Origin of the sequence: Vibrio sp. vnigr-6D03, assembly GCF_002835515.1 — a bacterium.
GTDB classification, from domain to species: domain Bacteria; phylum Pseudomonadota; class Gammaproteobacteria; order Enterobacterales; family Vibrionaceae; genus Vibrio; species Vibrio penaeicida.
In genome coordinates this window covers 522339-537022 of the sequence record NZ_PIZL01000012.1, presented here as the reverse complement: position 1 = coordinate 537022, position 14684 = coordinate 522339, and the positions used below count along the sequence as shown (strand labels likewise).

Sequence of the window (14684 nt, the reverse complement as noted above, 5' to 3'; positions counted from 1 at the left end):
AAAGGACTAAAAAATGAATTACCTCAGAACAAGCATTCTGATCGGATTATCCGCTATGGCTTGTCAAAGCTTCGCTGGAAGTGAATACCACCGTTTGGTTTGGGATGGGTCGCCATCATCAAAAGCCACGATTGGGTTTTCCCCGACAACAAGCGCGAATCACCACGTAAAATATGGATTCACCACCAGCGAGCAGCAGTGGAAAAAAGCCAATGTGTCTTTTAGCCATACGTTCGCTAACTCACTGAAAAGCAGCTTTGTGCAGTTAAGTGGTTTACCAGCCAACTCTCCGGTTTACTATCGAGTGTGTGACGACGCAGGGTGTGGCGATCGCCTTTGGTTCAAAACCGCCCCAACAGACAACTCTCCGTTTGTCGCGATTGCAGGAGGCGATACACGCACAGGTTGGACAAATCGCCGCGCCGGCAACAAATTGGTTGCGAAGGTACGCCCATTGTTCATCATGCATGGCGGTGACTACACCAACCAAAACTCCGCCTCTGAAATGCGTGAATACCTAAAAGATTGGCAACTGACGTTTTCAAGCGATTTGATAGACGGGGTGAACTACAAACGTATATACCCATTCGTACCCACACACGGTAACCATGAAGACGACAACTACAGTACTGTTTGCCAAGTCTTTGGTGCCGATTTCGATGGCAATAAAACGTGTAACCCTAAAGATACCTATGGTGCGTTCAACGTATCACCACTGCTGCGTGTTTATACCCTTAATAGCCAGTTTAAAGACAGCGGTTGGTCTAGCTACGCAACAGCCATGAACAATTGGCTAAGCCAAGATTTAGCCGCCAGTGCCAGCTCTGCAAAATGGCGTATGGCGCAGTATCACAAACCGATGTACCCGCATTATTCTGGTAAGCGCGACAACACCATATTGGTTTCTTGGTGGGCAAATTTATTCTATCAACACAAAATGAATTTGGTGGTTGAATCGGATACGCACATTAATAAAGTTACCGAAGCATTGAAGCCTTCTGGTTCCAACTTCACCGCAACCACTTCTGGCGGTACGGTTTATGTAGGTGAAGGCAGTTGGGGTGCCCCTGCTCGTAGCGCAAACGATCCGAAAAGCTGGACCATTGATTTGGCCAGTATTCAGCAATTCAAGGTCTTAAGTGTTAGCCCTAACACATTAGAGGTTCGTACCGCACAATTTGGTTCGGGTGCCGAAACACTAAGCCGAGAGCAGCGCAATGAAAACCCTCTCGTACTGCCAAGTGGCGTGAACTGGTGGTCGGCATCTCAAATTGGGGATGTCCTTAAACTCACCCGTGCCTCCAACAACTTATCAGTGATTGATAAAGGAATAACGCCACCACCACCGCCTCCACCAACAGGTAAAGAACTGGAAAACGGCAAACCAGTAACTGGGATCGCAGCGTCTAAAGGTCAAACCATCACCTATACATTGGCTGTCCCTGCCGGTGCAACCAACCTAACCATCGCCACCAGCGGCGGTTCGGGTGATGTGGATCTGTACGTTAAACATGGCTCCAAGCCAACATCGAGCAGCCATGATTGTCGTCCTTACAAAAACGGTAACAACGAATCGTGCCCATTTGCCACACCAAAAACTGGCACCTACTACATCAACTTAACTGGTTACAGCGCGTTCTCTGGCGTGACGCTAAAAGCTAGCTTCACTAAAGGAACTGGCGGCGGCGGTGGCGGCACAACCTGTAATACAGCTGGGATCAATGTTTACCCTAACTGGCCACAAACTGATTGGGCAGGCAACCCGAGCCATGCTGGAACAGGTGATAAAATCGTCTACCAAGGGAAAATCTACCAAGCCAAGTACTGGACAGATTCCGTCCCTGGCAGCGATGGCAGTTGGGACCTGGTTTGCGGACAGTAATCGCTAGCGCCAACATCAACATCAAGTACACGTAAGCTAAGCCCGCGAGAATAGTCGCGGGCTTTTTAATTGTCTTCAAAAGCAGCTCTCCCGACTCAATATCAGCCGACTTACCTGCAGGCTTTGGATACCTGAATTCAATTGTGGATAGAGATTACACCTCACTAGAAGGAGGATGGTAATGCCAACAGGTATACCAATCTAGATACCGAAACCAAGGAGAGGGCCGATGAAAGGATTAAAAGGAAAAGTCGCCATCGTGACTGGTGGCGTCACAAAAATTGGGCAAGGGGTCGTCAATACTCTGCTCGAATATGGTGTGAAAGTGGTGGTATTTGATATTGCGCCAGCCCCTTACACGGATAACAAAAATGTAAGCTACGTCGAAGTCGATATCACAAACGATGAAAAGCTAAACAGCAGTATTGAAGCTACCATGCGAACCCATGGAGGCATCCATTTCCTTGTCAACCTAGCCGCAACCTATTTGGACGAAGGAAAAGAATCCAACCGAGAAGATTGGCTTAGCGCTCTCAATACAAACCTTGTCAGCGCCATAATGATATCCAATGCCGTTCGCCCCCATATGATGGAACTAGGTGGTGGTTCGATTGTGAACTTCACCAGTATTTCCTCTTCCATCGCGCAAACCGGTCGCTGGCTCTACCCCGCTTCCAAAGCCGCACTGCTTCAAGCCACTCGCAGTATGGCAATGGACTTTTCTCCTGACGGTATCCGTGTCAATTCCGTTTCTCCAGGCTGGATTTGGTCAAGAATCATGGATGAATTAACGGATGGAAATCGGGAAAAAACCGATTCAGTCGCCGCGGATTTTCATCTCGCGGGTCGAGTCGGTACACCAGAAGAAGTATCCCAAGTTGTGGCGTTTTTGCTGTCCGACTTATCCAGCTTTGTCACAGGCTCGGATTACTCGGTGGATGGCGGCTATTCCGCAATGGGTCCAGAACAAGCAAAGCCCGCCATTCCTCGCTTGGCAGAGTAAGAAATCAATTGAGACTTAACAGAACGATGAGACATCTAATTATCAAAGGAGTGAAATCATGAGAAGCATCGCCATTGTAGGGGGAGGACAAGCCGGTCTTCCTTTGGCTATTCGCCTTTTAGACAATGATTACCGCGTGACGGTAATCACCAACCGGACACCAGAAAGCGTGCGCGATGGAAGAGTGTTGTCCAGTCAGTGTATGTTCGACGACGCGCTTCAAATCGAACGGGATTCCGGTTTAAACCTATGGGAGAACAATTGCCCAAACGTTGAGGGCATCGGGTTTTCCGTTCCCCACCCTGAAATCGCAGGGGAAAAAGCCATAAGCTGGAGCGCTCAGTTAGACAAACCAGCCCAAGCCGTCGACCAGCGCGTTAAAATGCCGATTTGGATGGAGCTATTTGAATCCAAAGGAGGCAAGTTGGTCATTGATGACGTCGGTGTTCCAGAACTAGAAAATCTCACCGCCACTCATGATCTCGTGCTCCTTGCCGCTGGGAAAGGGGACGTCGTCAGGTTATTTGAACGCGATGAAGCTCGCTCTACATTCAGTAAGCCACAACGCGCACTTGCTCTTACTTACGTCAATGGCATGAAAAAGCGGGACGATTTCAGCCAAGTCGCGTTCAATTTGATTCCGGGTGTGGGTGAGTATTTTACCTTCCCATCTTTCACTACGTCGGGTCCTTGCGACATTATGGTGTTTGAAGGTGTACCCGGCGGCCCTATGGATTGCTGGAACGATGTGAGTACCCCACAAGAACACCTCGCCACCAGTAAGAAGATCTTAGAGACCTTTCTCCCTTGGGAAGCCGAGCGTTGCCAACACACAGAATTAACCGACGAAAATGGCATTCTAGCTGGTCGTTTTCCACCAACCATTCGCAAGCCCGTGATGACGTTACCTTCGGGCCGCTTGGTGTTTGGTATGGGCGATGCAGTGGCAACGAACGATCCGATTACAGGTCAAGGCTCCAACAATGCCACCAAAGCCGCAAAAGTGTACGGCGACGCTATTTTGGCACGAGGAGAGCAGCCATTTACTGCCGACTGGATGAACCAAACCTTCGAAACTTTCTGGGAATACGCAAGCAGTGTGGTGAGTTGGACCAACAGTTTATTGCTTCCGCCTCCGCCCCATATTCTGGAACTACTCGCGTCGGCACAGCAATACCCATCACTCGCTTCAACCATCGCAAACGGGTTCAATCATCCACCGAGTTTTTACCCTTGGTGGGATGACGCCAATTTGTGTCGAAATTTCGTTGATTCCCACTCGGTTAAAAGTGCGTAGGAGGCAAGATTTATGAGCCATAACTCAACTCAAATTAGCCAAAAACCGACGAGCCAAGAACAGATGAAACAAGGAGGCGAATCTTTGCTTCCTCAAGTACTGCGAAAAGCGCTAGGTAAATACCCAACAGGCGTTGCCATTGTAGCGACTCGAACAACAGAAGGCGTGCCAATTGGGCTCACGATCAACTCCTTTGCGTCGCTCTCCCTCACGCCTCCTTTAGTGCTTTGGAGTTTAGGAACCCAATCCCCTAACTTGGCGAACTTTAACGACTGTGATCACTTCTCCATCAATGTGCTTTCTGGCGAGCAAGCGGATCTTGCTATGCTATTTGCCAGCTCAAAAGTTGAGAACAAATTCGATGGCGTTGGTTATCACATCAACTCTCAAGGTGTGCCTGTAATTGAGGGGGCTATTGCCACATTGGTCTGTAAAAACGTCGAGCAGAACGCCGCCGGCGATCACTTACTCTTGATTGGTCACGTTCTTTCAACCAGTTCTACCGAGCACTCTCCGTTGGTGTTCCATCAAGGGAAGTTTACTTCTTTGGCGAGTGCTTAAGAGATCTCCTCGAGATAGGAATATAAAGCCCCCTTTCGAATAGGTTGTTCCTATCGAAAGGGTTTTTATAAAAGAGAAGAATGTAGAAAGTTGAAAGAGGTTAAAAAGGTAAAAAATTGAAAACAAATAGATTAAAGTCGTCTTAAGCTCTCGCTTGGGCTTTCACCATAACGATTTTTATACGCAACGCTGAACCGACCCATATGAGAAAATCCCCACTTCATTGCTACCCCTGTAACGCTCTGTGCTTGTCCACCTTGCAGTTCTGAGTGCACCTTTTCCATTCTCAGATTGCGCAAATATTGCATCGGACTGATACCAAGAAAGTCTTTAAATCCACCATATAAGCTACGTACACTGACACCAGCCACCCCTGCAAGCCTTTCTGCGGTGATGTCTTCATTCAAGTGTGCATCAATATACGATTGGGCAATACGAACATGCCGAGGGCGAATAGACGGTTTACTTTTAGCGGCGTTAGCGGAGTAATTGTGAGAATGGCAACTTAGCAAACACGTGGCGACCAACTGTTCTAGCTGCCCAAGGATCAAGCTATTCTGGTTTTCGAACGGTGAAATCTGAGCGGCGTAAGTCAACAAATACCATAGTAAGCTTGTCCACTCTCGGCTTCTTTGCCATTCAAACCCCAAATCAAACCGAACCGTTTCATGCAGGGCGTGACCCGTTATGCCTACCACCGTGCGCTCAATTAATGGCTTTGGAATTTTGATCATTAGTTGATCAACATTTGGCTTCCATTGCATGCTCACACTGTCGTCAGGGCTTAGCACAGAGGCAAGATTTGTTGTGGAATCCACCACGCTGTGTGGGCTCTCAATGACTGCCCTGCCAGACAGGGGCATTTGGACAAGAAAAAACTCTTTCATTGCACCGGGTTCAATGTCCACACTAGCACCGTAATGAAGGCGGCTCACCGAAATTTCACCCAGCTGCAAAAAATGCATTCTCGCATCCAGCTTGGTACGATCCTCTTTCACCGAAAGTGAATGAGACTTCATGACTTGCCCAACGGCATCGCACACTTCCGTCACATTCCCAGAGGAAAAAAGAAGCCTTTCCGATTGGCTAAATTCCTGATCAACCAAACGAAACAATGAGTTATTTATTCTGGAGTCATACATCCGTCACTCCTCACTATATTGCGTCAAACTGCTTTTCGTTATGATGTCTTTGCTCGGAATACGGGTGCATTGAGTTACTCAAAGCTACTCAAACCCACCCGAGCTATTAACATTCTATTTACATAGTAAATACAAGATAGTCTACGCGTACCCAGCGCTATATCCGAATTGTGCAGAAATTATCCAGAAGTGGTACTGATTGATATATCGATAATGATTCAATGTCGTTGTTGCAATAGCTTATTTCTTTTCATCTTATGAGATATTAACCATTTGATGATGTGATTGATGCGTAATCAAATAGTAAAGATGTTATAAAACAATATCTTAATGATAGATTTATCGGATAATTTGTGTACATTGCGATTCGGAATTTTGTCTGCTCTGCGGCTTTTTTTACTCAAAACCCCCTAATGTTTCATCTACTACTAATGACCAATGACATAACCACGCTAAAGATTGTTAAATTGAAACAGTCATCTATATTGTTATTATTATCCATAATGGGAACATTCCCAAAATCAAGCCTAATAAACTTTAATGTCTTATTTATCATTACATTAAGTAGCGAATAACTTACAATAAATTGAGATAAGATGCATTGCCCGCACATGCATATACTGGTTTAATATTTTGCGAAACATCATAAAGACAATAAAAAATAGCGCCCTTGCCATCTTGATAGCTTCTTCCTAACAGACTGTCTTGTGCGCAGGAGGTAATAAACATAACAATAAAGTTTGGCTGTCTATGAACTCAATGATCCCTCGGCATAACCCAACGACTTAACTCCAAGTCTCTCTGCTCTCAAGGTTTATCTAAGAGAGCATCCTAATTAAAAGCGTTTATTTCCGGTTGCGAATGAGTAACCGGAGGCTTGCTGCTTCCTGTAAGAAGCGAATAACTTCTCCAACCAAGGATAATTATATGAAGTTACGAAAACTGGTGTTGGCGTGTGCCATTGCCTCCCCCTGTGTTAGTGCCTTTGAAGTCTGCAACATTGGCGATGAATATAACGTACTGGATCGCGAGAGCTTCCACGACATACGTAAATCAAATTACCGAAATTTCAGTGAAGATCTAACGCCAGAAGATTTATTTTTGTCTGCGCCAGAACACCATGCTGACGCTAGACCTTCGCTTGCCGAAGCTGACGAAGTTTTCCCAGAAACCGCATCACTGCTTGAAGTCGGCCCTGTAAATGTTGCTGTTCTTGAATCTGAAGAAGCGGCGAGTTTGCTCACGACAATAGGGCGCTCGACAGCCGGTTTTGCAAAGGGCGCTCTTGAAGCTTTAGGGCCTGTGGGTGACACCATCGCTGTGGGGTTGTGGGCCAATGAAGTGGCTCAAGCTTTTGAGGATGAAACGAAAACGTCTTACGACCGCTTTGCGACTGTAATGAGCCTAATTGACTGGTTTGGTGTACTCAAGCTACCTGAGCGAGAAATTGATCGTAAGATCTTAACCGCACGCTGGAATCGGGTTGCAGCGGGGGATCACTATAGCTTTACCGTTCATGACGATATTATCACTCAACAAGATAAAAAAGATAAGCAGCATTGGGCTGATCTCGCCTCAAGCCAACAGCGCATGCTTGAGGCACTCGCGAAGGGTTATGCCTCTGATGTAGCACTCAAGTACCAGCAGCATTATCAAGAAGCACTAAAAGCGCAAGCCGTGTTAGCCGAGACCTTGATTAACTCGGTAGAGAGCGAAGTTCAGAAAGCCATTTTTAATAAGCTCGCGCTACAAGGTGCGAATGCCAAACTGTTTGCCTCTGATCTTGCTTCAACTTGCCGAACTGAGATCGATGCACTGTTGGCCTTATACCCGGATCAGGAAGAAAACAACAACCGCCCGATGTATGTGCCATCGAAACAAGAAGCCAATCAAGCTTTAGCACGCTTGCAGCATTGCCAACAAGACCATTTAGACCTAGCTGTAACGGTGCTGGGCGATCTTAAAAATGGGGAAGTGGAAGGTTTGGATCGCAAATCCCTGCACCAACTATATCGACGAACTCTTAATGCGAAGATCAAAATCGTCGAGACCGCCAACACACAACTTGATGATCTTAGAACCAAGTTAAAAGCGGAGATGTATGCAGAAGGCAGGAATACCATCGATCGTTTGTTTGATTCAGAGGCGGTTGCGAAAGCCCATCGCTACTTTAAAGAGCAAGCGGATTATTTAGCGATAGATGAGATGTCTCGCAGTATTTTGGGGCGTCCAGCCACGGCAACCGAACGTCGTCAAAAGTACTTTGTTATTCAAGAAGGGTATAGGAAGTGTACTCGAATTGGGATACTTGGGGGTGACCCGAACTTCAGAGGGTGTACGGAATACACGTGGATCCCTGCAAAAAAAGAGCATTATGAGTCGTCAAAAGATGAAGTAATTTCGCAGATGGTGATGCCAAATCGCGATGCTATCAAACGTGTCTTTTCTCAATCTATGGATGAATTGATCAACGAAGGTTGGAACTCTCAACATGAAGAGACTTGGCTTGAGCAACAGATCCTAAGCTTCTCCGATAAACAGCGTATTATCAGAAACGCGGAAACCGACAAAGCGCGAGTTATGCGTTGGTTGTTTGATTCAAGCGCAGCGTTAGAGGCTGAATGTGGCGGTGGAAATGCCTGTGCGGCATGGTCTTCAAGCTACTTAGAAAAAGAAAGCTTGTCTCGAGAGTCCTCACTGCACCACATTGCTGACTGGCATGAAAGAAACAAAGACTCTGGGTACTACGTCCATTCAAAACGCTTGGCAAATCTAGAAGGGTTTATTCGCTCGGCATTAGAGAGTGAATGGCAAGCGGCTCACGTTAGTGGTTTTTATAGCTACCTCTATCCAGGAAGTTTCGACCTTGATAAACATGCACCTCTGATTGCGTCAGCACTTAAGGCTTCGAACTTAAATATTAGAAACCTTTCTGCCTCGTTGCCGTTGGCGAAAGGTATTGTAAAAAACCGCATTTTAGAGGCGATGAGTGTCGCTGACAGCAATGGTGAGGAATGGCTTGCTTCACAGATTGGTGATTTCCAGAGATACATTGCCATTGTCCATGCGCAGAATATTTCTACGGGTCACTACGCTTCTGGAGAAATGGGGACAACCGCATTACTTTCTGAGCCTTTACCTGCGCATCTTCTTCGGTACTTAACATTAGATGTCTATCACAACATCGACGATATCGATTCAGCGTATTACTACCCAGTAAATGGTGGTGAAGAGGTGAGTTATGACGCGCGTTTACATGCCTCTATCAATGACTTGTTTAACACCAATTCTAAACTGGGTAAAAAGCTCGACCTGCTTGTTCAAGTCAACGAGAGCTTCACCAACCTACCGGGTCGATCTTGTGAAATTAATTACCCACAGCTTCGAGATGCCTTATTTAAGGTCTCAGGTGACGAATCATTGTATTGGTTGACACCATTTTCTGATTGGTTTGACAGCGTGACTCGTCAACAGTTAGAGCTATTTAGTGCGATTCGATTCGGAGTTAACAAGCAGAATACGTTAGATATCTCCTGTGATTTAAGCCCAAACAACCCAAGGTATTGGTAATAGGAGAAGCAAACTATGTTGAGAGTTATTTCACTCTATATTCTCTGTATTAGCTTTGCTGTTCAGGCTACGCCATTCGATGCATTGAAAGCTCCTTTGCGCAGCAAAGTGCAAGTCGATGAACTGGCGTCACAATTTTCTGATTGGGCAAAAGCTTCCAGTGGTTGGCGATATAAATTGATGACAGCAAATGAAACAGAAGCGTTGGAGGATTTTTCTGTCTCTGGTTATCAACTTGCGAATGACTATTTAAGAGCCACGGATACCTCTACATGGGGCAGTTCAGGAAAAAGTGCGAGAACGTTTATTAAGCAAGTACGCAGCGCTATGAAAAAACTGCCTCACTACAAGGGGGTAACTTACCGTGGCGCGTGGGCAAGGCAGTCTCTTTTAAACAAACTCCAAGTTGGAGATGTCGTGGTTGAGCCTGCTTTTACATCAAGCAGCACTATTCCTGACATTGCGAAGCGGTTTGCTGTCGTAAGGCCGAATTCCTCAAAGCCTTTACAGCGTGTGCTGTATGAAGTTCAAGTGAAAAGTCATGGTCGCGCACTTGGGGGGCTGTCTGAATTTGGGGGAGAAGCCGAAGTGTTGTTACCCCCCAACACTTACTACAGAGTTACGAATATCGAGTTGAATCGAGGGGCTTCAATGGTGGCGCTAGAGACCGTTTCGTCACATGAGGCAACGACGGGGACAACATACAATCTCTATTCAGGTGAAGAGATAAGCCAATCTAACTGGCGTTCTCTAATCTGCAGTGGATCGAGGGTTTAATATGAAAAAGAGACTATTCACTACGTTGTTAACAATTGCCGCTCAGACACTTACCGCTCAGAACTACGCATTTGCAGAAGATTTCGCTGAGTTTAAAGGGCAAGACCTATCACCGATGCAACAAGAGCAGATGGCGGATGATTTGATGGATTGGACGATCGTTCATCATGCCAAAGCAGAGAAAAAAATGCTCCCAGAAGAGTACTCGGCAATTAAACGTTATGGTCGCGTTGACCATGATATCGTGAATGAGTACATGAGAGCAGGAGAACCTAAAGAGTTTCTGATAGCCGGTTATGGGGAAGCTCTCAAAACGCGAGTTTCCCAGATGCGGAGCGCAATGAATAAGTTGCCTAATTTTAAAGGGACAGTTTATCGAGGCTCATCCATTAAAAACAGCCTTCTGGAAAGACTTAATATTGGTGACATTTTGCATCAAAAGGCATTTTTATCGACATCGACCATTCCAAGTATGGCAAGAAATCACTCTGCTGCGGGGGCTTATCAGGACCTGTCTGCTGCTCAGTTCAAAATTGAATTGAAGTCATCAGGGCGAGCAATTAATGCGTATACCTTCAAAGCATACGAAGCAGAAATTTTAGCGAAGCCAAACACTTATTTCCGTGTTGAAGCGATTGAAAGAATTTCAGCAAGAAAGAATTACATCAAACTGAGAGAGATAAAAAATCCGGCTAAATACCTAAAGGCTGAGCCAGATATACATATTTACGATAGCTTTAGTGGCGAAGAAGAGTCACTTCGAACTCGCTCAGCATTGTATTGTATGTGATAGCCATTACCTCTCACGATTATTTCGTGAGAGGTATCGTCTAAAAAAAATAAATAATTTACTCTGCCTCTACCAAGACTATGCATCAAAAACGGGAAGAGTATTTAATCGCAGACTTTTTCACCATGCGTCGCAGCGAGAAGTTTATGAGTATACTCGCTCGTCGCCTGATGACGCGCCAGCCGATGCACATCCGTCTGCTCTTCGAGCAGCCCCTGACACATGACGTATACGTCATCACATAGCCAGTTCACCACGTCGAGATCGTGGCTCACCATCAGGTAAGTCAGTTGATGTTGCTCTTGAAGTTGACGCAATAAATTGAGTACTTCCGCTTGCACCGACGCGTCCAATGCGGATGTCGGTTCATCTAACAACACCAATTTGGGCCTACTGATAAGTGCACGTGCCACGGCGACACGTTGTCTTTGCCCACCGGATAACTGGCTAGGATAACGAAAGCGAAACCGGGCATCCAACCCAACATCCGACAACACACCTGATACTCTTTTAGACACATCATTCATACCGTGAATATGCGCGACTTCCGACAGAGTTTGGTCGATGGTTCGCTTAGGATGCAACGACGCATACGGGTCTTGAAACACCATTTGCACATCTTGACGAAGCGATTTTGGGTAAGGTTTGCCAGTCGCAAGCTTTTGCCCAGCGATGTCTACTTCACCTTGCCACTCTTGATTGATACCCGTAAGTAGCTGCAAAACGGTGGACTTTCCTGAACCAGACTCGCCGACTAAGCCAACACACTGGTTAGCAGCGACGTTGAGATTGAGTTTCTTGACCGCTAGGAAATCTCCCCAATAAATATCGGTATTGCGCATATTTATCATGCCTGTTGCTCCCATGCTGGATCGCGTTTTAACGTAGAGAGCGGTTGACCGCGTTTTTGGTAGCTGGGCAAACACGCCAGTAAACCTTGAGTATAAGGGTGCTGCGCTTGGTGCAGATCAGACGCCAATAGGGTTTCCACAATGCCGCCGCGATACATAACAATGATTCGGTCGCAAAATTCAGCGACTAAGTGCAAATCGTGACTGATCAAAATGAGCCCACTGTCATGCGCTTGCACGGATTTATTCAGCAATTCCAACACTTGTTTTTGCACGGTGACGTCTAATGCTGATGTGGCTTCATCGGCAATCAGAATACTCGGTTGAGGAAGCAACATCATGGCGATCATCACTCGTTGCCCCATGCCACCAGAAAGTTGATGGGGATAACACGATAAGACTCGCTCCGGATCTCGAATCGCCACTTCAGAAAGTGCCTCGTAAATGGCTTGCTGCGCGTCCTGTTTGTTGCCTTTGTGGTGCAACTTCCAAGTTTCAAGCAGTTGCCGCTCTATGGTGATTACCGGATTTAACGAAAATTTGGGATCTTGCATCACCATGGTGATCGCTTTACCTCGAACTTGTCGCCACTGGCGCGATGATAAATCCAGCAAGCTTGTTCCTTGTAAAGAGAGGCTCTTTGCTTTCATCGACGCTGCTTGCGGCAACAAACCTAAGATGGCTCGTGCCGTCATGGATTTGCCCGACCCCGATTCGCCAACGATGCCAATTTTTTCTTTCCCCATTTCAAGGTTAAAGTTTTTCACCACGTCGACCGGCCCCTTAGCAGTAGGAAAGGTGACGGTGAGATTGTCGACTTTTAACAAAGGCTCTTCGGTTTTTAATAATGACATGCGCACTCCCTATTGCTTGCCTTCAAGAGCGTCACGAAGACCGTCGCCGAGCAAGTTAAACGCTAGGCTGACCAACAAAATAGCCACACCTGGAATGGTGGCGACCCACCATTGATCCAATAAGAATGATCGACCCTCTGCGATCATCATGCCCCACTCTGGCGTGGGTGGTTTCGCCCCCAGCCCCAAAAAGCCCAGCCCAGCGGCAACCAGAATGATCCCCGCCATATCCAAGGTGACGCGGATGATCACAGAGGTCATACACATCGGTACTATATGGTTGTACAAAATTCGTATTGGCGAAGCGCCAGAAAGCTTTGCTGCTTGAATGTAATCAGCGTTTCGGCAAGTGAGCGCCTCGGCACGTGCTACCCGTGCGTAAGGGGGCCACGCGGTTATGGCAATGGCCAAGACTACGTTACCTAAACCCGGCTCTAAGATGGCGACAAAGGCGAGTGCCATCACTAACTTAGGAAACGCGAGGAAAATGTCGGTAATGCGCATTAACACCAACTCTACCCACCCACCAAAATACCCAGCAACCACGCCAATCATAAGCCCCAGTGGTGCCGTTGTAACAACCACTAAAAGCACAATGGTCACAGTGACTTGCGCGCCGTATAACAAGCGAGAAAAGATGTCACGCCCAAGGTGGTCTGTGCCAAGCCAAAAATCAGAAGAAGGCGCTAACAAGCGCAATTCTAAATTCGTCTCAATGGGAGAATGTGGGGCTAGCCACGGTGCCAATATCGCTGCTGCCACTAATAACATCAGCAGCGCAATCCCCATCAAGGTGAGTGGATTGGCACACAACGCTAACCAAACTCGATACCAGTTTGCGCATCTCGCCTGCCACTGACTGGTTGGGCTATCATCCAACAGCCACTGTTTCAGGGATGGTTTCATGGAAGAATTCATCGTTTCACCCTTGGGTCGAGTAATGGGTAAGCCAGCTCCGCTAATAAATTCAAACTCACAAAGCAGATCCCCACGACCAACGTGCCCCCCAGTACCGCAGGCATGTCGGCAGAAAACAACGCATTAGTAATGTATGCACCCAAACCAGGCCAAGCAAACACACTCTCAGTCAATACCGCACCTTCAAGTAAACTGGCGTAAGTAAGCGCTAAGATCGTAATCAGCGGAACTCGAATATTCACTAAGCAATGCCGAGTGATTAGAGTAAATTCACTGACCCCCTTCACTCGTGCCGTCACCACGTATTCTTTTTCTAACTCATCCAACATCAATGAACGGGTCATGCGGCCAATGTACGCCATGGAGAAGTAACCTAAGATAAGAACGGGCAGAACTAAATGACTGATGGCGTTCCAAAATACATCCCATTGCTGCTCTAGAGCGGAATCCACCAAAATCATCCCTGTCACTGGCGTGACCAAATACTCATAGCCAATATCCAATCGCCCCGGTCCGGCTACCCAATCGAGCTTGGCATAAAACACCAACAGCCCAATCAAACCCAGCCAAAATACGGGGGTGGAGTAACCTACCAGAGAAAAGACTCGAATGAGGTTATCTTGCCATGTGCCCCGATGCAGTGCCGCCCAAATACCAAGAGGCACACCGAGTAAAACACCCACAATAATCCCCAATGTCGCCAGCTCAAGCGTGGCGGGAAAGAAGTTGCTGATGTCCTCCAGTACCGTATTTCCAGTACTCTGAGACATGCCTAAATTACCACTGGTGACATCTTGTAAGTAACGCCAAAACTGGACGGGCAACGGTTTGTCGAGACCCAACTCGGTCTCGACTTGAGCGTACACTTCAGGGCTCGCGCGATCACCCACCACAGCGACCACGGGGTCGATAGGCATGACTCGACCGATAAAAAAGGTCACAGCCAACAGTGCTACCAAGGTTACGACAACCATGGACGTTTGCTTTATTAGCATCAAACTGAATGAAAGGAGTTTACTGCTCGACTCCATCATGACTG

General features: G+C 46.9%; 12 protein-coding genes. 7 read left to right on the top strand and 5 right to left on the bottom strand.

Annotation, left to right across the window (positions count from 1 at the left end; translation table 11 throughout):
• The first annotated feature begins 13 nt into the window (after positions 1–13).
• The 4 genes from CW749_RS10340 (at position 14) to CW749_RS10325 (ending at position 4743) form a co-directional block, all read left to right on the top strand.
• Positions 14–1882, top strand: coding sequence for a cellulose-binding domain-containing protein (locus CW749_RS10340; RefSeq protein ID WP_101111939.1), 1869 nt, complete (start codon positions 14–16; stop codon positions 1880–1882).
• 229 nt (positions 1883–2111) lie between these two features.
• Positions 2112–2885 (top strand): SDR family oxidoreductase, encoded by a 774-nt coding sequence (locus CW749_RS10335; protein WP_101111938.1) that lies wholly within the window; start codon positions 2112–2114, stop codon positions 2883–2885.
• 58 nt (positions 2886–2943) lie between these two features.
• On the top strand, positions 2944–4182 hold the full coding sequence (locus CW749_RS10330) for a styrene monooxygenase/indole monooxygenase family protein (protein ID WP_101111937.1): 1239 nt from the start codon (positions 2944–2946) through the stop codon (positions 4180–4182).
• Positions 4183–4194: 12 nt separating this feature from the next.
• Entirely contained in the window at positions 4195–4743 is a 549-nt protein-coding gene (locus CW749_RS10325) for a flavin reductase family protein (RefSeq protein ID WP_101111936.1), read from the top strand.
• Positions 4744–4874: 131 nt separating this feature from the next.
• Here the strand turns inward: CW749_RS10325 and CW749_RS10320 are convergent, their stop codons facing one another.
• Positions 4875–5885 carry an AraC family transcriptional regulator gene (locus CW749_RS10320; protein ID WP_101111935.1) on the bottom strand — a complete coding sequence of 337 codons (1011 nt, stop codon included), beginning with the start codon at positions 5883–5885 and terminating at the stop codon, positions 4875–4877.
• Between the two features lie 927 nt (positions 5886–6812).
• Between CW749_RS10320 and CW749_RS10315 the strand changes: the two genes are divergently transcribed.
• The 3 genes from CW749_RS10315 to CW749_RS10305 are packed head-to-tail and all read left to right on the top strand — an operon-like array spanning position 6813 to position 11022.
• Positions 6813–9455: a hypothetical protein gene (locus CW749_RS10315; RefSeq protein WP_101111934.1), complete on the top strand. Its 2643-nt coding sequence runs from the start codon at positions 6813–6815 to the stop codon at positions 9453–9455.
• Between the two features lie 15 nt (positions 9456–9470).
• Complete coding sequence (locus CW749_RS10310; RefSeq protein WP_101111933.1) at positions 9471–10232, top strand: ADP-ribosyltransferase; 762 nt, start codon at positions 9471–9473, stop codon at positions 10230–10232.
• Position 10233: 1 nt separating this feature from the next.
• Positions 10234–11022, top strand: coding sequence for an ADP-ribosyltransferase (locus CW749_RS10305; RefSeq protein WP_101111932.1), 789 nt, complete (start codon positions 10234–10236; stop codon positions 11020–11022).
• A 104-nt stretch (positions 11023–11126) separates the two neighbouring features.
• Here CW749_RS10305 and CW749_RS10300 read toward each other — a convergent pair whose 3' ends face one another.
• The 4 genes from CW749_RS10300 to CW749_RS10285 are packed head-to-tail and all read right to left on the bottom strand — an operon-like array spanning position 11127 to position 14679.
• A complete protein-coding gene (locus CW749_RS10300) occupies positions 11127–11873 on the bottom strand; it encodes an ABC transporter ATP-binding protein (protein WP_201797006.1) in 747 nt (248 codons plus the stop codon).
• A complete protein-coding gene (locus CW749_RS10295; protein WP_101111930.1) occupies positions 11870–12727 on the bottom strand; it encodes an ABC transporter ATP-binding protein in 858 nt (285 codons plus the stop codon). The genes CW749_RS10300 and CW749_RS10295 overlap by 4 nt, the downstream gene beginning before the upstream one ends.
• A gap of 9 nt (positions 12728–12736) precedes the next feature.
• The gene (nikC, locus tag CW749_RS10290; RefSeq protein WP_101111929.1) at positions 12737–13645 is read right to left on the bottom strand and encodes a nickel transporter permease; all 909 of its coding nucleotides are present in this window, start codon (positions 13643–13645) and stop codon (positions 12737–12739) included.
• Positions 13642–14679, bottom strand: a complete 1038-nt coding sequence (locus CW749_RS10285) for an ABC transporter permease (RefSeq protein ID WP_101111928.1) — start codon at positions 14677–14679, stop codon at positions 13642–13644. Before CW749_RS10285 ends, nikC begins: the two co-directional genes overlap by 4 nt.
• Between the last annotated feature and the right edge of the window lie 5 nt (positions 14680–14684).